This is a genomic window from Pseudoalteromonas maris (assembly GCF_049257235.1).
Classification (GTDB): Bacteria; Pseudomonadota; Gammaproteobacteria; order Enterobacterales; family Alteromonadaceae; genus Pseudoalteromonas.
This window is the reverse complement of the sequence record NZ_JBMMUF010000011.1, coordinates 82,302-101,665: the sequence shown is the minus strand read 5'-3', so window position 1 is coordinate 101,665 and position 19,364 is coordinate 82,302. Positions and strand designations below refer to the sequence as shown.

Here is a 19,364-nt window from a genome sequence, read left to right as displayed (position 1 = left end):
TAAAATTTCATTGAGCTTTCTCCTTTTGGTTTGGTCGCCTTGAAGTTTAGTATTTCGCTAAACTTCGGGGAGAAGGTTCAATAAGTATCAAGTTACTCAAAAGGACGCAAAACGCTTGGCTTGCGCTCCTTCGTCGCTAATTTTAGCCAAGCATTTATGCGCCCATTAGTAAGGCGTTACCGAATAAATACACTAACTCATTTCTGTCCAAATATGAGTTATGTTCAACGTCTGCTCACACTCAATGATGGCCTTATGACCACTAATGGTACAAGGCCGCTGCCCACCGTAAATGTGAATTACACAACATAGAAACCATCAAACAAACTTTTTCGGCACATTTTCATCGCCTTTTTGTTAGCGCTCATCTAGCCAGTGGCTCCAGCAACTCGAACTTCTAACATCAATGAATAATGGTTCTGCATTGTTGTTACTCTATAACCAAAATCTCATCGTGCCGCAGATTCTCATTTTGAATGGCACCCGCCACACGCTGAATATGGATACAAGCTTGTCGCTTTTTTTACACGCTGGTACGATGAGAGAAAAGTGCAAATTATGACATCAGAACCCATTCAAACGTCGTTGAGCATTAAGCTCGACGCTAAGCAAACCTTGCATCTGCGTTACATAGCCAAAGAGTCAGCACAGGGGCCTTGCGTGTTCTTTATGCATGGCGCGGTGGAAAACGGCAAAATTTTCTACACTCACACGAATAAAGGTCTAGCGCCATTTTTAGCACGCCATGGTTATCGTTGTTACGTTGCTGACTTGCGAGGTCGTGGCGAGAGTAAACCTGTTATATGCAGTGATGCACAATACGGGCAAACAGAAGCAATCTGTGAAGATATTCCTGCTTTTATCAATAAAATTCAGGAGCACAGTGGTCAATTTCCCCGATTTTGGATAGCTCATTCATGGGGAGGGGTGCTGTTGAATTGTGCCTTTGCACGCTTCCCTCAGTATATAAAGCAAGTGAGTGCTTGCGCCTATTTTGGTTCAAAGCGTACTTTAGTGAATCGCCACCCGAGTAAATTTCTTAAAGGGAATGTGTTTTGGTCTTGGTTGGGGGCCAAATACACGAAAAAGCATGGTTACTTGCCTGCTAAAAGGCTGAAATGGGGGAGTGATGACGAAACCCAAAAATCTCATGCGCAAAGCGTGCAATGGGTGAAGCCTAATCCGTGGGTAGATAGTGACGATAACTTTGATTATGGTGCTTTTTTAAAGGGCAAAGCACTTCCCCCAACACTGCACATCGCTGGGGTGAAAGATAAAGCTCTGGCGCAGCCTGTAGATATCGAACGCTTTATAAAAGAATCAGGTATTGGTATTAGTGAGCTCAATGTGTATGGGCGTCGGTATGGCCATAAACACAATTATGGCCACATCGATATGCTTACACACCCTCAGGCGACGCGGGATCAGTTTCAAGATGTGCTGAACTGGTTTGCACGCTACGGCTAAAACACTCTTTGAACGCCTGTTCGTACTCTTTGTACGCTTTATTGGCGTCGTTATAAAGCGGCTTTCTCACTTGGTGACGGCTTAGCGTGCTCACCGGAGCGCGTGATTTATGATAATTCAGGCTCTCTTTGGTGTAAGTGAGCCCCAGCCAATTAAAGAGTTGACGCAGTTGTTGTTCAGGTTGTTCGATTAACTGCTCATAATGTATCGTGGTAACGCTACCTTTAACGGCATTATGCCAATGCACCATCAACTCATCGTAACCTTCGTAATACGTTGTTAATGCATCCATGTCGCAGAAAAACGCTTCGTTAGCCCCAAAGTAATGGGTAAACACAGACCATGCCATAGGGTAAAAGCTGCGTCGCATGTCAATAAATTTGGCATTGGGAAAAATCGCTTTTATTGCGCCTACGGCCTGAAAATTCGCAGGCAATTTATTAAGGATAATGGCATTACCCAGTTTGCGCTTGCTGACTTCTTGAGCGTATATTTGTCGGGCTTGAGCACGCATTTGCTCATCGCTGCCAGTGAGACAGTGCGGAAAAGGTTTTTTCGTTTTCGCGCTTAAAAAAGCCATTACTTTCGCACTGATACTGTCATTTTCGCCAAGACTGGCAACGCCTTGGTGTTGGCAAAGCATACGCTCTAATAGCGTGGAACCACTGCGCGGCATACCAATAATAAAAACAGGTGTGAAGCTGGCCTGCACAGGATCTTGATGATCTGCGATGAAGTCGGCGTTGAACGTGGTGATGATATCGTCAATGTAGTGTTTAAAATCACTACCAAAAGGGGCACATCGTTTTGCTTGCAGGCTATTTGCTAGGCGGTAGTGCGCCATCGCTTGATTTTTATCCCCTTGATGGTGATACGCCTTGGCAAGGGTGTAGTGCAATACGACTTGGCCCGAAAGGTTCTGTGTGCGGGCTAATAGGTTATGTAATTGCTCTATCTCACCAGTGGTTATGTGTTTTTTATCTAATTGCGCGAGCTCGTAATAAAGGTACGGTGTGACATCACTGATAGGGCAGTTCAGCCCCTTTAAAAACGCATTCTGCGCTTGTTTTAGGTGTCCATAGATGAGTAAGTGCAAACCTAATCGATAAAATGCATGGCTATTATGCGGTGCAATTTTGCAGCAATATTCAAGAATATCAAACGCATCTTTGCCTTTTTGCAGCGAATCAAACGCATCGGCAAGCGCAAAAAGCGGGTTAAGTACTTTAGGTAAGCGTTGGCAAGCTTGTTGGAGTAGCACCACCGCTTCGGGGTATTTTTCTAGACGCATGGCAATACGACCAAGGCCAAATAAAGCCTCACCTTGATGGCTGCCCGTCTCTAATACAGATTTATAATGGAACTCAGCTTCTTGCAAACGATTTTCACTGAGAAGCTGGTTTGCTTGTTCCAATAAGTTCATAATTTTTCAACGTAAACTTTATTTTGATTTCAACATAACGCTCTAAACACGTCAGTGCAAGCATAAAAAAGCGGACCTAAGCCCGCTTTTCGATGTATTCAAAACAGTTAACTGTTAGAAGCTGTATGACGCTTTAACGTAGTAGTAACCGCCGTTGAAACCATAAGGTGATGTTTCATAGAACTTACCACCCCATGTGTTGTTAGCTAAACCTGAATCTTCGAAATCAAGTTTCTCGCCTTCATTATCAAACAGGTTCTGAGCACCCGCTGAAATGCCGATAGAGTCACTCACGTGGTACGTTACTTCAGCATCGAATGTCCATGAAGCGTCAGCAATTTTCGCTGTTGCATCATAGTCTACGTGAACGCCTTGGTACTCGCCGTAGAAGTTAGCACGAACAAACGCTGAAACCGTATCCCAGTTCTGGTTCCATGTGAATGTTGCACGGTGCTTCGGTAGGTCTTCTTCTAGACGACGAACCTTGAACTCACCTGTGATTTCACTAAAGCGAGTAACCTCAGTTTTGTTGTAGTTGTATGCTGCGCTGAACGTAGATGAGCCACCTAGTAGGTCAGTGCTGTAGTTCGCAACAACGTCCACACCTTTAGTCGTGGTGTCGAAGTCGTTTGTGAAGAAGCTTACTTGCGCTAGCTGATCAACGTTTGGAACGCCTGCAGCTTTAAGCACATCTTTGTCGTTCTGTGTTAGCTCAATCTTGTCTGACTGAGAAATACGGTCATCAACGTCGATACGGTACATGTCCACAGTCATGAAGAAGTCACCATTTTGGTAAACTGCACCTAGCGTGTAGTTTTGTGACTCTTCAGGCTCAAGCTCTGTACCACCTAGTTGTACAGAAATTGGGTTTGTTGGTGGTAATAGCGCTGAGTCTACTAACACGCCACTGCTTAGGTTTGTTTGTACGTTACTTACGTTCGCTTGACCTACTGTTGGAGCGCGGAAGCCAGAGCTGATTGAACCACGCATTGAGAACATGTCATTGAATGTGTAATGCGCTGTAAACTTGTAGTTAGCTGTAGAACCGAAGCTGTCATAATCTTCGTAGCGAAGTGCAGTACCAAGTAATAGGTTTTCTGACACAAGTGCTTCTAAGTCAACGTATGCCGCGTAGTTACGACGCGTGAATTCACCCGCTTGCGAAGGCTGGAAGCCTGGGAAGCCGTTAGAACCGATACTAAAGCCTTGAGACGTTAGTGGGCCAACTTTGAATGATGACTCGTCACCTGCTACAACCGTGAAGGTTTCTTCACGCCATTCTACACCTGTTGCTACGTTCACATCATCGTACAAGCCCCAGTCAAACAACTTGCTCATATCGTAGTTGAATGTTTTTTCTAGCTGCTCGTATTTACCTGGTGAAAAATCGCGAGGTGTATCTGGACCTAACGATGCATTCACTGTGTTGTATAGGAAGTAGCGAGATTCGTTGTAACCTACAGACGCACTTGCATCATATAACCAACCAGCAAGGAAGCCGTCTTCGTATTCGCCTTTCACACCCGCAGTGATTGATGCATCTGTGATGTTACCACCGAAGTTAGGAGTGAAACCGCCAGGGATCATTTCGTTGAAAGCAAAACAGTTTGGATTGTTTGCAACTTCATTGATGTAACGTGGGTCGTCTAATACGCTGCCGTTAGTTGGAATAGCAATATCTGTAGGACAGTTGCCGCTCATATCGCCTGTTAAGTCGCCAACAAGAAGTGTTTCGCCGCCATCGTTCGAGTATACGCCCGGACGAGTGTGCGGGTTACGGTAGTAGAAGCCACCACGTACATCACGCTCAGAGTAGTTACCGAACATGTAGAACTCGTCGGTGTTGCTAAGTTCTAAGCCGATGTTACCGAATAACGTGATGTCGTCTTTTACTTCTGGAGAACCCCAAATTTGCGCAGGATCTGGTACCTCGGGTACGCCAGCTTCGATAAACGCAGCTGCATCTGGGCGTTGAACACTGCGGCTTGTTGCATCAGCATTTTTGTATTGGAAGCTGAAGTTCGCAAAACCATCATCGCTAAATGGTAAACCGATGTTACCTGCGATTTGCGTTGAATCGCCGTCACCTTCGTAATACTGACCAGAGCGTACTTCGATAGTACCGCCTTCGCTTGCATCTTTTAGTACAAAGTTGATTACACCTGCTATTGCATCAGAACCGTATTGTGCCGCAGCACCGTCACGTAGTACTTCAACTTGCTTCAGAGCAATGCTTGGAATAACTGAGATATCAGGGCCTTGTGCACCATCGTTGATACCACCACCTAGGAATGCAATAACCGACGCGCGGTGACGGCGTTTACCATTGAGTAGTACAAGCGTGCTGTCTGAAGGCAGACCACGTAAGTTCGCTGGGCGAACTAGCGTTGCCGCGTCACTAATAGGGTTTGAATGCGCATTGAATGAAGGAACCGTGCCTTTGATAGCTTCAAGCATGTCGGTGTTGCCAGACTTGCCTAGCTCGTCAGCGCCGATGATATCAACAGGAACTGGAGAGCTACCAATTGAACGTGGTGCAGCACGCGAGCCTACTACCGCAATCTTTTCGATTTTTTCTGCTTTTTCAGCGTTTGTGTCTTCTTCAGCGAATGCTGCACCGCTGTGCATCACAGCAATAGCAGACGTTGACAGTAGAGCGCAGCGTACAGCTGATTGTAGTTTTCTGTATTTTAAATTCATAAATGTCCCCCAGACTTATACAGATATTGCTTCTTTGTTGTCATTGTGTATATGCAATGTATACAGACAATTAACACTAAGTTCAATACTGTTTAGTTACGACTATTGTCAAAGTGAAACTTTTTTTAATTAATAAGTTGCTGAGTGAGTCGGTGAACGTGAAGCTAGTGTCTGCTGGTGAAGTATGTGACAATCTACAACAATTAAGTTTCAGAGTGATGTTATGCGGATTTATCGCTCCTTCCACAAAGCGCCTGTTCGGGTTATTAAAATATCCCGCAGGCGGCAAAAGTTGAAGCTTCGTCGAGCCATGGTGTCGCTTAAATGGGCGCTTGCGCAAGAGCGCGAAGAAACCAAAGAAATGCTCGATATTTATCGGCGTTACACTAAACGCCAAGCGAGCAAGCAAGAGCTACAAGTAGCCAATGAGCAGTTTGTCGACCTGTTAAAAGGGTTAGGGCTGGGCGTGTTCGCTGTCTTACCATTTGCGCCAATCACTATTCCGCTCGTTGTTAAAATAGCGAAAATAGTGGGGGTGGATATCTTGCCCAGCTCATTTAGCAATCCGCGACCACCTAAACATAGTCATAAAGACAAAAATGCCGACTAGCTTTGCAGTGCAAAGGTGCTCAGTGGCTTGTACACCAATCCTTGTTCATCCCGAGTAGAATGATACAAAGTGAATTCATGACAGTGTAATTGAATCGCAGGCACCTGCTTGGTGACTAACGGCGATGCTTTGAGATTGCGAGCAAGGGTCACATGGGGGCGAAAGCGGCTGTGTTCACTTTTTATGTGGTGCTCGGATGCCATACCAAGCAAATCTGTTGCAAGGCGTACCAACGTCTGTGGAGGAGAGCTTGGCTTGAGGTGAAATATACCGTTGTGCGGCCAAAATTCATGCTCGTCGAGTGCCAATTCAAAAGGTTGGCTAGCGATTGTGTGCGCGCGTGCTATTAAGGTTTCACATAGTGGCTGCGTGACTTGGCCGAGAAACGCTAAAGTGAGATGCCAGTTTCGCTGTTGTGTTGCTGGTTTGGATAATTCAACGTGACTACGCAGCCAGTTATCTATCTTGTTTTTACTCACAGCATCCAACCCCAGCGCGAAGAATAATCGCATGGGTTCTAGATGCTTCGGTGTCTGTGTGTCCATCGCTGTGCAGTATCATTTAGCTAGTGGAATTGTTATCCTCAACAGTATCCGTAATAGAATGCGAGTGTGCAATGAATTTACTTATAAACACACCACGAGTTGATACATCGTTAGTGCCACTTTTTGTATTTGAAAAAGCGCAGCTTGATAGCTGGCTTGAACAACAAGATGAATTTGTGCGTACATGGGTATCTGGCAACGCCGAACAAAATAAAGTGTGTGTTGTTCCTAACCCACAAAGCGGCGAAAGCCAATGTGTGGTTATTGTCTGTGACGACGCGACGAATATGTGGGCAGCAGGTGATGTGGTAGCCAAGCTCCCCCACGCTGATTACACCCTCAAAAATTGCAGCAATGAAGCTGATATCGCTTTAGGTTTTGCTCTGGGTGGTTATCAATTCTGCGGTTATAAGCAAGTAAATGCGCCTAAAGCTCGATTATTGATAAGCGACGACACCCTGTATGCCCAATTGGTAGCGCAAATAGAGTCGACCAACATTGTGCGCGATTTGGTAAATACTCCTGCGGCAGACATGATGCCCCAGCACTTGAGTGAAGTGATGAGTGATTTGGCCCAACGTTACAATGGCACGTTCTCTCAGTGGGTTGGTGACGAATTGCTTGAGCAAAACTATCCGACAATCCACCTTGTTGGTCGTGCCAGTGAAAATAAGCCTCGCTTACTTGATTTACGCTGGGGTAAACAAAACGCACCTAAAGTAACCCTAGTAGGAAAAGGCGTGTGTTTTGACTCGGGTGGTTTAGATTTGAAGCCGGCCGCAGGTATGCGCTTGATGAAAAAAGACATGGGTGGCGCCGCTCATGTAATTGGCTTGGCTAATCTCATTATGGCCATGAACCTAAATGTGCAATTGCGTGTACTCGTTCCTGCGGTTGAAAACGCGGTGTCTCGTAATGCATTTCGCCCAGGCGATGTAGTGAAAACACGCAAAGGGTTGACTGTCGAAATTGATAATACCGATGCCGAAGGGCGTTTGGTGTTATGTGACGCGTTAGATGAAGCGCAACAAGACAACCCAGATCTGATCATCGATTTCGCAACCCTGACTGGAGCCATGCGCATTGCATTGGGAACTGAGTTACCAGGGTTTTTCTGTAACGATGAGCAAGTTGCTAACTTACTTTGCACCGCAGGTGAACAAAGTCAGGATCCTGTATGGCGTATGCCGTTGTTTGCGCAGTATAAAAACTTACTCAATAGTGATGTGGCAGATATGACTAACTGCAGCGCAGGCCCATTTGGTGGAGCAATCACTGCTGCACTTTATCTACAAGAGTTTGTTGCGCCAAATACACCATGGGTGCACTTTGATGTCATGGCGTGGAACATCAGAAATCTTCCGGGGCGCCCTGTGGGTGGTGAAGCATTCGGTATTCGCGCAGTGTATGCAATGCTCAATGACAAGTATGGTCACTAGGTGACAATGATTGGAGCCACACCCGTGGCTCCGATGTATTATTCATTTAACCATGTTAGTGCGTCGTGTTGTTCACTGAAATAGCGCACTTCGCCACTGACGAACCAATTAGCAAATTTTGCTGCATATTCTTGCCAACGGCTGTGACCATACAAAGCAATACGCCTAAACTGGTTGCGATGGGCCATTCCAAGTTGGAAATCATCCCACATGGCATGTGCTGTAAAGCCTTCGAGCGCACTTGCGTCAACAAATACATCGACGATACGTTCATCTATGCCCTCAAGTGCATCATCAAAAAGTGGCGTGATCACTTCGTAATCACGATGCTCCAGCGTACCAACTAACACCAGCGCAATGTAAAAGCGTGTATCAGTGCGCTCTATACCTATGTGCAAACCATGTCTTTTCATGTTCATACCCCATCGCAGGTTTATGTTAAAAACATAGCCGAATTTGTCCGTGCTGCCATGATGTAGCGCATGTTTTGGTGCAATAAAAAAGGCCACATATGTGGCCTTAATTACTTAGTTTTGAGTGCTTACTCTTGGCACGCTTTTACTGCTTCAGCGATAAGCTCTAAACCTGTTTGCGTGCACTGTGGTAATTGAGCTGTGCTTTGGCGCAGCGGTGTAATACGTTGGCCCCATTTAATATAGCTGGCAGCCCATGTAAGTCCCGCACCAAAAGCGGCAGACATAATATTTGCACCTGGTTTGATCATGCCACGCTCAACCGCTTCACATAGCGCAATGGCAATGGTTGCCGCTGAGGTGTTGCCGTATTCATCGATATTGACCATTACTTTTTCATCTTCAACTTTCAAGCGCTGTTGAATTGATTGAATAATGCGTAAATTGGCTTGGTGAGGTACTAACACGTCAATGTCATCAAGACTTAATTGGGCATTATTGAGTACGTCATCACACGCTAAGCTCATGCCTTTGACTGCGCGTTTGAAAATTTCAGGGCCAATAAAGTTAATTTCTGACCCGCCAATGGCCTCGTACTTATTAATGTTCGAACCAAAGTTGTCTATGTGTAGAATACTTCTGTCAGAGCTGTCACAACCTGATTTTGACGCCAGCAAGCCGACTTTCTCTTCAGTTGCTTCAAGTACAACAGCCCCTGCGCCATCCCCAAAAAGTACCGCACTGTCACGTCGTGCCCAGTTAACATACCAAGTCATGCGCTCAGCAGCGACAACAACTGCGCGTTTGATCATACCTGCTTGGATTTGTGCAGTTGCCATTTGCAAGGCATACAAAAACCCTGAGCATGCTGCGTTAGCATCACATGCAGCGGCGCCATTAGCGCCCAGAATCTGCTGTACTTCTGAAGCCGTGTTGGCAACCACTGTACTCGGTGTACACGTTGCAACCAATACCAAATCGAGGTCAGTGGCATCAAGGCCAGCGCAATCTAGTGCGCGTTGTGCAGCGACTGCAGCGAGTTCAGCGGTACTAACATGACTAACGTGACGAGCTTTGATACCCGTTCTGCTGCTGATCCACTCATCGGAAGTGTCGACAACGGTAGCAATATCTTCATTGCTGATGCGCGCTGGTGGAATGCATTTACCCCAGCCCGTGATCTCTGCATAGTGCATAAAATTTCCTATTGTTGCTGCATCTTGGTTGCTAACTTTGCACAAGCCAGATGTCTTTATAATTGCTGTTTTATATCAAAATGCGCGCAATTGGTCGAGTTATACTGGCTTATATGCGCAAACTATGATGTCTTAAATTGTACGCAAGTGTACGAAACTCTATTTCGTAACCTACAGTAATACAAACAAAATAAACAAAACGAGGATGCGTCATGAACAAGGCATTGATCTGTGCAGCAGCATTGATTACGGCATCGATAAACAGCGTGTGGGCAAAAACAACGCTTATCCATGCTGGGCAACTACTCACTGCGGCAGATGCGCAGGTATTGGCAGCGCAAACGATTGAAGTACACAAGGGTAAAGTAAAGGCGATTCACAATGGCTATCTGAGTCCAGCAGATCTTGGGGTAGATAACGCGTCGGTTGTGGATCTAAAGCAGAAATTTGTGCTCCCGGGGTTGGTAGACTTGCACGTACACCTAGGCTTTGAGCGAGACCCTAAAGCTAACCCGCATCGTGCGTTGATGGAAGTGGAGGCAGACTATGCTTTGCGTTCAGTTAACTACTTGCGCAGCACCGTAGAGGCAGGTTTTACCACGGTGCGAGACTTAGGTGGCAGCAATGAGGTGATTTTCCCTTTGCAACGCGCGGTTGACAGTAATACGTTGGTAGGTCCGCGTATCATCGCCGCTGGAGAGGCAATTACACCCACAGGTGGACATGCTGACATGCACGGTTACCGTCAAGAGGTGCTCGATGCATTCGCTCCAAGAATGGGGGTATGTGATGGCGCTGATGACTGCGCACGAGCGGTGCGTGAGATGGTTAAATCTGGCGCTCAGGTAATTAAAGTTACAGCCACAGGTGGTGTGCTGAGCAATACAAAAGCGGGGTTGAATCAACAGTTAACCGATGCAGAGCTGGGTGCCATTGTTGATACTGCTCACAACTTAGGGCGTCCTGTAACGGCACATGCTCATGGCACCGGTGGCATAGCCGCTGCACTTAGAGCCGGAGTGGATTCTATCGAACATGGCTCATACTTAGATAAAGACACGATTAAGTTGTTTAAAAAAACCAAAGCGTATTTGGTGCCTACCTTAATGGCGGGCGTGACAGTAGCCAAAGAAGTTGGCAATAATCCCAACATGCCAGCAGCCATCGTCGAGAAAATACAAACGGTGGCACCTGTGGTAAAAGCCTCTTTCCAACAGGCTTTGAACGCGGATATTAATATTGCCTTCGGCACAGACTCTGGGGTTTCGCGTCATGGCGATAATGCACAGGAATTTGTGCTGTTAGTAAATTATGGAATGACACCTCGTCAAGCGTTGGCGACAAGTTTAGAAGCCGCACCTAAGGTATTGAATATGGGACAAGAAGTTGGCAAATTAACAACCGGCTACTACGCTGATGTAATTGCTGTAGACAAATCGCCACTAGAGGACATTGGGCAACTGCTGTCTGTAGACTTCGTAATGAAACAAGGGAATATTGTAAAAAATCATGAGTAAAATCAAAGCGCAGCTATTGGAGCAATTAATAGAGCTGGAGCGCACTTTGATGCGCGAAGAAGTACGTGCCGATGCTGCGCGACTTGATGAATTACTTGATGATGACTTCATTGAGGTGTCGACTGATGGTCGGCGTATGAACAAAGAAAGTGTTCTGCTGCGCGCTCCTAGAGAACAATCTAAGGGGCGTAAACCGGTATTCCATAATCAAGATTTTACAGGCCGTATGCTCAGCGACACCGTGGTGCAAATATCCTATAGCGCTGCCCTTAGACGGATAAAGGGCGGCCAATGGCATTTTTCTACACGGATGTCGATTTGGCGTTTAAGCGACACTGACCATTGGCGTTTGGTGTATCACCAAGGCTCACCGAGTGAGCCGTTCCCCATTAAAAAGACAGAGACAACCCATTAAGATGTATGCTCGCGCTCTAGGCCAGTAAAAATAAGCGTGTCAGCGCATTTCACTGGGGCTACAGCGTTGCTGTAATGCTAATAAAAGACTACGCTTTAAGTGTTAGCCTTGAGTGGGTAATCTTATGAATTTTTCTGAACTAAATTTCCTTGCTGTTTTTGTGTCCGCCTTGGCTTGCTTTGTTCTGGGTGGTTTTTGGTATTCATCCTACATGTTCAAATCTGCATGGCTTGATGGGTGCGGTTTGACCGACGTCGACTTGGCGAATGCATCAATGAAAAAAGTCTTTTTGTTGGCGTTTATCCTCTCACTTATCGCTTCTTTCGCTTTTGCTTTGTTTTTGGGTCCTAACCCCGATTTAGGTTTTGCCGTGGGAGCTGGATTTGTTGCAGGTATCGCTTGGGTTGCGACCTCATTTGGGATCAGTTACTTGTTTGAGCAGCGACCCCTTAAATTATTTCTGGTTAATGGTGGCTATCATACCGTGCAGTTTACCTTAATCGGTTTTATTCTCGGGCTTTGGAGTTAATCCTCGTTACCTATCGATGTTACACTCACGGTTTTGTCACTGGGGAGTGTCATGGCCAAACCCAATAAAAAAGGTCCTGTGCGTACCGTCGACATATTTTGCGCAAAATGTCGCACTCAGCTCTATAAGTATCGCAAGGGCGGAAAAGGAGCATTAGTTAAGTGTTTCATCGAACGCATTGTTGAAGATTACACTGAGCAAACAGCAACTTGCCCTAACTGCCATCAAGTATTTGCGCGCCAAACAATGATCAGAGGAACACCTGCTTTAAAAATGATTGGTCAGAAAGTCCATATGAAGTAGGGCATATGTCCTTAGGTGTGCGTGTGTTGCTTGGTAGGCTGGCGCAGGTTTCATTATTGAGTAGGACATGATGGACATATTATTTGACGTAATTGGCATGAGCGGCACATTTTTGGTGGTTGGTGCTTTTTTCTTATTGCAACTGGGTAAATTACCCGCCTCTGGCATGGGATATAACCTCATGAACCTCAGTGGCGCAATCTTGCTGCTTATCAGCCTTTGCTACAACTTTAACCTTGCTAGCTTTGTTATCGAAATCTTCTGGATAGCCGCGTCACTGATAGGTATTTACAACTACCTCAAGGCTAAAAAGGCTCCACAGAGTGCATAGAACAGCGCGCAATATTGTTTGTTAACTTGCGTATTTGACCAAGATACAGCTGACATTGTCTTGTGCGCCTCTGTCGAGCACAGATTGCACAAGATTTTGGGCATTTACGTTTGTGGCGCTGTCAATTAATGCATGCTCAATTTCTACGTCTGACAACTGGCCCGTTAGGCCATCGCTGCACAGCAAAAAGGTGTCATTGTGAACAAGGGGGCCTTGGACCGAGTCAATGATAACGTTGGCACTGACCCCTATAGCCCTTGAAACTTTGCTATTGAGCGGGTGTGCGGTTGCTTGCGCATCGGTAATGGCACCCTCGTCGAGTAGTTCATTTACCTGACTATGGTCGCGTGTTTGTTGGCTGAGAACATTATTGCGCAACAAGTAGCCGCGACTATCTCCCACCCATATATAATGATATGTATCTTCCGTGAGCACTAATACAACTGCTGTTGAACCAACCTTTTGTCCTTTGAGTTGGTTTACACTGTAGTGGTAAAGCCGTTCGTTGGCATTGCTTAAAGCATCGCGTATCGCACTGAGTTTATTGTTATGACAAGCACCATTGCTCAGCTGATTTTTAATTTCAGTGATGATTAACTCACTGGCAAAATCGCCGTGTACATGACTGCCCATACCATCGGCAATCACCCACACTTTGTGCTCTGGTAATTCGAGTAACGCGTCTTCATTTGTATGTCGTACAAAGCCTTGATGGCTCAGTCCGTTACTGATTAATTTCATACCATCCCCTTGAAATCCTTTAAGAGTTGTTGATATGAAAGCGTTGCAAGGAGGATCGCAAATTCCATTTTGACACTCTAATCCTTTAGACTGGAATTGAACTAGCTTCGTTTGCAAACACGCATGTTATGAGGACTGCTGTGTCAGTCCTCATCATGATGCTAATGCGCCTGCATTATAAGCGTCGACCTTCGCCAACATATCTACCAGCGAGAATTCTTTGATAGATATCATCGGCTGTTTTCTTGGCCCTTTCTATTACTTCTGGTTGCAGCTTACGCTCGTCAAGCTTGCGACTTGTACTGGCGTTGTCGTTGCCATTGTACTCTGCAATCGTGTTCCAGATGTATGACTTCTCTAGGCTTTTTTGAACGCCTAGGCCATCGTAATACATCAGGGCAAGGTTGAACTGTGCCAGAGTGTAGTTTTGTGCAGCTGCTTTTTGGTACCAATCTACAGCGGCATTGTAGTCTTTAAGTACACCTTCACCATTGGTATACATGACACCCAGATTATATTGGGCTGCGGCTATCCCTTTTTCTGCAGCGCTAGTGAATAATTCCACCGCACGTTGCAGGTCGACTTTAACGCCACGGCCTTCTTGGTACATTACCGCCAAAGAGAACATTGCATCAGGATATTGTTGATCAACGGCTTGCTGATATAGTTCGGCTGCTTTGTGCTGGTTCTTAGGTACTCCAAAACCACCTTCGTATAATTGCGCCAACTCATAAATGCCCGGTGCAAATCCTTTGTCTGCGAGATATTGAAATTCACTGACTGCTCTTTCAAAGTCGCCAACATTTGCAGCAGCTATGCCTTCTTCTAATCCTGCTTGAGCGGGGGCGCTCAGAGCGAAAGCGACGCAAAGGCTCGCGGTATATAGGGTTTTTCGCAACATAAGTCTCTCCAAGGTCACTGCTATCTTCCTGATTCTAGCTTGTTTATTTGGGTTTATACAAAGTACTGCTACAAAAATATTGCAAAAAAAGTGATGAAAATTTGTATCGTTATCACTCAAACCGAGTGTTTGAAAGGGGTACGGATTATATTTAATCCATCACATTAATATTTATCACCTGTGTGTGCACTTCAAATGAACACGCGTTCCATGCTACAACTGAAAAGACCTAAGCCATTTAAACAGCAACAGGAGAATGAGGATGAGTGACCAATATGCTGCACTGAGAAGTAATGTAAGTTTATTGGGCCAAGTGCTGGGGCAGACGATTGCCGCTGCCCAAGGTGAAAACGCATTAAATAAAGTCGAAGAAATCCGTCAGTTAGCAAAGAGCTCCCGTAATGGCGATGATGCTGCAAGAGCCAAGTTGCTCGCAGAGCTGCAAAACTTGAGTGATGATGAATTGCTGTTGGTGGTGCGCTCATTCAATCAATTCTTAAACTTGGCCAATGTGGCAGAGCAGTACCACACCGTTTCTCGTAATGCAGATGTTGGCTTTTGCCAGCTCGACCCGTTAGAACAAACGTTAAATCGTTTAAAGCACAACCATGTTAGTCCAGATAAAATACAAGAAGCTGTTGAAAAATTAGATATTAATCTTGTGCTTACCGCACATCCAACTGAGGTCACGCGGCGCACCCTAATCAATAAGCATGTCGAGCTCAGTGATTGTTTAAACCAATTAGAGTTAAGTGACTTATTACCCTCAGAGCGAGCACGCCTGATGGAGCGCGTACGTCAACTTATAGCGCAAGCGTGGCACACGGATGAAATTCGCCGCAGTCGACCGACACCACTTGATGAAGCGAAGTGGGGATTTGCGGTTATTGAGAATAGTCTTTGGCAAGCGGTGCCCGAATATGTCAAAGAGTTAGACCAATTACTTAACGCCCAACTAGGTATTGGTTTAGACAAAAATGCGCAGCCAGTGCGTTTCACATCTTGGATGGGGGGCGATCGAGACGGTAATCCTTTTGTCACCGCAAAGGTGACGCAAAGCGTTATTGAACACGGTCGCTGGATGGCGTTGGACTTATACATTCGTGACCTTAATCAGTTGATCAGTGAGTTGTCGATGCATCAAGCAAGCGCTGAGTTGTTAGCACTGAGTACTGAGGCACACGAACCCTATCGCACAGTCCTCAAGGAACTACGTCGCCAACTGCGACTCACCCATGAATATCTAGAAGCGAAAATTACTGGTCAAAGTCCACGTGGCCAAGACTGTATTACCGACATTGAGCAGGTCAGCTCAGTACTGCAAATATGCTACGACTCGCTGTGCGCAAACAATATGCAGACTATTGCCGATGGTTTACTGCGCGATACCCTGATCCGTTGTCGTTGTTTTGGCTTGCAGTTGAGCCAATTAGATATTCGCCAAGACAGTGATAGGCATGCGCAGGTACTCGCTGAAATCACCGAATATTTACAACTCGGTGATTACAGCCAGTGGGACGAGCAACAAAAACTCGCGTTTTTGGAGTCTGAACTGGCCAGCAAACGCCCGCTTTTACCTGCTCATTGGCAGGGATCAGAGCAAACCCAAGAAGTGCTTGATACCTTCAAAGTCATCGCCAATAACCGTGCCGATAAATTTGGCATTTACATTATCTCTATGGCACGACAAGCCTCTGATGTGCTCGCAGTAAAACTGCTGCTCAAAGAAGTAGGCTGTGGCTTCAATATGCCAGTAGCGCCACTTTTTGAAACGCTCGATGATTTAAATCGTGCACCGCAGGTAATGTCTACGCTTTACGCGAATGATGTTTACCGAGGTATTATGGGGCCACATCAGCATGTCATGATTGGTTACTCTGATTCAGCTAAGGATGCCGGTATGATGGCGGCTGGTTGGGCGCAATACAGCGCGATGGAGTCATTAGTGGCTCTGAGCGAGGATAATGGTATTGAGTTAGTGCTGTTTCACGGTCGTGGCGGCACGGTAGGGCGCGGCGGTGCGCCTGCGGCACAAGCGCTGCGTTCGCAACCGCCGGGAAGTTTAAAAAACGGCTTGCGTGTCACTGAACAAGGGGAGATGATCCGCTTTAAGTTTGGTTTGCCAAGTGTGGCTAAGCAGAGCCTGCACTTATATGTTGGCGCGGTACTTGAAGGCAACCTATTGCCACCACCAGAGCCTCAGCCGCAGTGGCGTGATGCGATGGCCTTGATAAGTGATGTATCGTGCGCACATTATCGCAGCGTAGTGCGTGAAAACCCAGATTTTGTACCGTATTTTCGTAGCGCAACGCCGGAACAAGAACTCGGTAAGTTGCCACTCGGTTCGCGACCGGCCAAACGCAATCCTCATGGTGGTGTTGAGAGCTTACGTGCAATTCCGTGGATTTTTGCATGGTCACAAAACCGCTTGATGCTTCCCGCTTGGCTTGGTGCTTATCAAGGCTTGGCGGCGGCGATTGAGAAATTTGGTGAGCAGAGGTTGCAGCAAATGTCGCAACAATGGCCATTTTTCCGCACTCGGATAGAAATGTTGGAAATGGTATTTTGTAAGGCCGACAGTTGGCTCAGCGCTTACTACGACCAACATTTGGTGAGTGCACAGTTACAGCCTTTGGGCGATAAGCTGCGTGAGGAATTGGCACAGGCAGTCGCGCTCATCAAAGAGCTAAGCCCTGAGCACACTTTGTTAGGGCATCAACCATGGATCCGAGAGTCCATAGCCTTGAGAAACCCGTACACCGATCCTCTGAATGTGCTGCAAGTGGAGTTGCTTAAACGCGCTCGCAGTGAAAGCTCCGAGGCGCTGGATAACGCGTTGATGATCACAATGACAGGCATCGCAGCAGGAATGCGCAATACCGGTTAATCGCACTTCAATGCCCCGCGCAATCTACTATGTGCGGGGCGAACTTCTTACCTAGAGCAATGTGACCTTTGAGGTATGAATTTGCCCGCAGTGGGTTGCTGAGTTACTATCGGCGAAAATAATAATTATACAAGGCTAATGAGTGAGCCAATCTTCATTGCTTGATGCCATAACCGCTCAACGCGGGATCATTACTTGCGAACAATTTCAACAACTCGCGCTGCAATTAGATGCTGATGACAATGCCACTGCGAAATGGCTATTGGCGCACTTTAAGTCGTGGGCTTTTCCCCCCATTTCAAAATTTTATGTGAGCGCTTTGGTGCGCGCTGAAAATGAGCATGGCGAGGACTTTTTTGCACTGGGAGTGAATGTAGAATTACCGCATTGCGCCTTAGATACTGCGGTTCATGCTGAACAAACGGCGATACATAACGCTTGGCTAAATGGTGCTGTGGCGCTTAAGCATATTTACATCAATGCCGCGCCGTGCGGGTATTGTCGTCAATTCATGAATGAGTTTGTGGTCAACCAACGCTTAGCGGTGAGCATTAATGATACTCACACCGACCTTGAGCAATTGCTGCCACTGGCATTTGGCCCTGAAGACTTAAACATTTCACAAAGAGTACTCACAACCTCAGAGCAGCTGAGCGCGCAGAGCAATAGCAATGATCAACGCAGCGCATTGATGAGCCATTTAGCACACAGCTATGCGCCATACAGTGGTGGGCGCGCTGCGGTACAGATTGATTATGAGGGTAAAGCTTATTTTGGTCGTTACATTGAAAATGCAGCGTTTAATCCAAGCTTTAACCCATTCTTAGCCGCCTTAAGCCAGATAGCCTTGACTGGAAAAGGGATTGATTTTGATAAAATAAGTGCCGTGACTCTTGCCGAAGAGCCCAGCCTTAAATCGCACCAAAGCGCTGTACAGTCCATTGTTAAGGTGGTGGCTGCACACGCTCAGTTTGATTATTTATCCTCAAGCAGCGCGCGTGCCGCGTCAATAACTTGAGTGATTGAACGTCGTTCTACTTCAGCAATATCTACATTGGGAATTTCTTGATTACAACGGTTAACCAATACACCGGCGATACATGCAGCCTTGAGGCCTAGCGCATTGCACATGGTCAGTAAGGTTGCTGATTCCATCTCATAATTCATCACATTGAGTGCTTGCCATTGTTTCATGCTGCCTTGGAGGTGCGTTGGGACATAGCCACTGTGCGTATCATATCGCTCCTGTCCCGGATAAAAGGTATCGCTCGATGCGGTGATACCGATATGGTGCGCCACGTTATTTTTTTCACAGGCCTTAACCAGTGCTGCAGTGGCTTTGAAGTCGGCGACTGCTGGGTAACTCGGGGGCGCAAAATGGTGTGACGCCCCATCTAAACGCACTGATGCATGGGTGATAAGCAAATCGCCAACGTTAATGTGCTTTTGGATAGCACCTGTGGTGCCAACACGCAAAAAGGTGTTCACGCCTAATTGCGCCAGCTCTTCCACAGCAATGGAAGTAGATGGGCCACCAATACCCGTTGAACACACCACAACAGGGATGTTGTTGATATGCCCAAGGTATACATGAAACTCTCGATGCTTAGCCAAACACTCATGATTGTCTAACAACTGTGCAATGACGCCTGCTCGCTCCGGTGCGCCCGGTATGATGGCCAAGGTGGCACCTTTAAGGTCGGCTTGACTAATTCCTAGGTGAAACACTGTTTTCATAGTAACCCTTTGTTTTATATCCCTTACTGGTAATAACATCACATGCTGCGACTGTTTGCAGTGGGTCAATAAGGACTTATGTCCGATATGTTTGATCCAATTAGCTTGCCAGCCCCGTAAATGTCAACTAGATGTTAAATAGTCAGTGTAGAGAAACAATGCGCAAGTCCGTACGAAATATGTACAAAAGACTTAAATCGCACAAAAAGC

18 protein-coding genes are annotated in these 19,364 nt (G+C 46.3%); 10 read left to right on the top strand and 8 right to left on the bottom strand.

Going from position 1 to position 19,364, the window contains the following annotated elements:
- Window positions 1-558: 558 nt before the first annotated feature.
- The gene (locus tag AAEU32_RS14135; protein WP_421971187.1) at window positions 559-1,467 is read left to right on the top strand and encodes an alpha/beta fold hydrolase; all 909 of its coding nucleotides are present in this window, start codon (window positions 559-561) and stop codon (window positions 1,465-1,467) included.
- On the opposite strand, the gene AAEU32_RS14130 is transcribed toward AAEU32_RS14135, so the two are convergent.
- Together AAEU32_RS14130 and AAEU32_RS14125 are read right to left on the bottom strand one after the other, a co-directional pair.
- Entirely contained in the window at window positions 1,400-2,890 is a 1,491-nt protein-coding gene (locus tag AAEU32_RS14130) for a tetratricopeptide repeat-containing sulfotransferase family protein (protein ID WP_421971186.1), read from the bottom strand. The two genes, AAEU32_RS14135 and AAEU32_RS14130, sit on opposite strands and share 68 nt — an antisense overlap.
- Window positions 2,891-3,004: 114 nt before the next feature.
- Entirely contained in the window at window positions 3,005-5,590 is a 2,586-nt protein-coding gene (locus tag AAEU32_RS14125) for a TonB-dependent receptor plug domain-containing protein (RefSeq protein ID WP_421971185.1), read from the bottom strand.
- A 223-nt stretch (window positions 5,591-5,813) separates the two neighbouring features.
- Here AAEU32_RS14125 and AAEU32_RS14120 point away from each other — a divergent pair, with 223 nt between their 5' ends.
- Entirely contained in the window at window positions 5,814-6,200 is a 387-nt protein-coding gene (locus AAEU32_RS14120) for a hypothetical protein (protein WP_421971184.1), read from the top strand.
- On the opposite strand, the gene thpR is transcribed toward AAEU32_RS14120, so the two are convergent.
- Window positions 6,197-6,745, bottom strand: a complete 549-nt coding sequence (gene thpR, locus AAEU32_RS14115; RefSeq protein WP_421971183.1) for an RNA 2',3'-cyclic phosphodiesterase — start codon at window positions 6,743-6,745, stop codon at window positions 6,197-6,199. The genes AAEU32_RS14120 and thpR overlap by 4 nt on opposite strands.
- Window positions 6,746-6,816: 71 nt before the next feature.
- Here thpR and AAEU32_RS14110 point away from each other — a divergent pair, with 71 nt between their 5' ends.
- A complete protein-coding gene (locus tag AAEU32_RS14110; RefSeq protein WP_421971182.1) occupies window positions 6,817-8,184 on the top strand; it encodes a leucyl aminopeptidase family protein in 1,368 nt (455 codons plus the stop codon).
- Between the two features lie 38 nt (window positions 8,185-8,222).
- Here AAEU32_RS14110 and AAEU32_RS14105 read toward each other — a convergent pair whose 3' ends face one another.
- The gene (locus AAEU32_RS14105) at window positions 8,223-8,597 is read right to left on the bottom strand and encodes a SpoIIAA family protein (protein ID WP_421971181.1); all 375 of its coding nucleotides are present in this window, start codon (window positions 8,595-8,597) and stop codon (window positions 8,223-8,225) included.
- Between the two features lie 128 nt (window positions 8,598-8,725).
- Complete coding sequence (locus AAEU32_RS14100; RefSeq protein ID WP_421971180.1) at window positions 8,726-9,793, bottom strand: ketoacyl-ACP synthase III; 1,068 nt, start codon at window positions 9,791-9,793, stop codon at window positions 8,726-8,728.
- A 212-nt stretch (window positions 9,794-10,005) separates the two neighbouring features.
- On the opposite strand from AAEU32_RS14100, the gene AAEU32_RS14095 reads away from it, so the two are divergent.
- The 5 genes from AAEU32_RS14095 to AAEU32_RS14075 all read left to right on the top strand — a co-directional run bounded on the left by AAEU32_RS14095 (window position 10,006) and on the right by AAEU32_RS14075 (window position 12,888).
- Entirely contained in the window at window positions 10,006-11,310 is a 1,305-nt protein-coding gene (locus AAEU32_RS14095; protein ID WP_421971179.1) for a metal-dependent hydrolase family protein, read from the top strand.
- Window positions 11,303-11,725 (top strand): nuclear transport factor 2 family protein, encoded by a 423-nt coding sequence (locus tag AAEU32_RS14090; protein WP_421971178.1) that lies wholly within the window; start codon window positions 11,303-11,305, stop codon window positions 11,723-11,725. The genes AAEU32_RS14095 and AAEU32_RS14090 overlap by 8 nt, the downstream gene beginning before the upstream one ends.
- A gap of 124 nt (window positions 11,726-11,849) precedes the next feature.
- The gene (locus AAEU32_RS14085; protein ID WP_421971177.1) at window positions 11,850-12,254 is read left to right on the top strand and encodes a DUF1761 domain-containing protein; all 405 of its coding nucleotides are present in this window, start codon (window positions 11,850-11,852) and stop codon (window positions 12,252-12,254) included.
- A gap of 51 nt (window positions 12,255-12,305) precedes the next feature.
- Window positions 12,306-12,557, top strand: coding sequence for a hypothetical protein (locus AAEU32_RS14080; protein WP_421971176.1), 252 nt, complete (start codon window positions 12,306-12,308; stop codon window positions 12,555-12,557).
- Between the two features lie 67 nt (window positions 12,558-12,624).
- Complete coding sequence (locus AAEU32_RS14075) at window positions 12,625-12,888, top strand: CBU_0592 family membrane protein (RefSeq protein WP_421971175.1); 264 nt, start codon at window positions 12,625-12,627, stop codon at window positions 12,886-12,888.
- A gap of 21 nt (window positions 12,889-12,909) precedes the next feature.
- Here AAEU32_RS14075 and AAEU32_RS14070 read toward each other — a convergent pair whose 3' ends face one another.
- Together AAEU32_RS14070 and AAEU32_RS14065 are read right to left on the bottom strand one after the other, a co-directional pair.
- Window positions 12,910-13,629, bottom strand: coding sequence for a PP2C family protein-serine/threonine phosphatase (locus tag AAEU32_RS14070; RefSeq protein ID WP_421971174.1), 720 nt, complete (start codon window positions 13,627-13,629; stop codon window positions 12,910-12,912).
- A gap of 175 nt (window positions 13,630-13,804) precedes the next feature.
- A complete protein-coding gene (locus AAEU32_RS14065; RefSeq protein WP_421971173.1) occupies window positions 13,805-14,530 on the bottom strand; it encodes a tetratricopeptide repeat protein in 726 nt (241 codons plus the stop codon).
- Window positions 14,531-14,792: 262 nt separating this feature from the next.
- Between AAEU32_RS14065 and ppc the strand changes: the two genes are divergently transcribed.
- Window positions 14,793-17,417 carry a phosphoenolpyruvate carboxylase gene (ppc, locus tag AAEU32_RS14060; RefSeq protein ID WP_421971172.1) on the top strand — a complete coding sequence of 875 codons (2,625 nt, stop codon included), beginning with the start codon at window positions 14,793-14,795 and terminating at the stop codon, window positions 17,415-17,417.
- A 142-nt stretch (window positions 17,418-17,559) separates the two neighbouring features.
- Window positions 17,560-18,435, top strand: a complete 876-nt coding sequence (cdd, locus tag AAEU32_RS14055; RefSeq protein WP_421971171.1) for a cytidine deaminase — start codon at window positions 17,560-17,562, stop codon at window positions 18,433-18,435.
- Here the strand turns inward: cdd and udp are convergent.
- Entirely contained in the window at window positions 18,393-19,154 is a 762-nt protein-coding gene (gene udp / locus AAEU32_RS14050; protein WP_421971170.1) for a uridine phosphorylase, read from the bottom strand. The two genes, cdd and udp, sit on opposite strands and share 43 nt — an antisense overlap.
- Window positions 19,155-19,364: the final 210 nt, after the last annotated feature.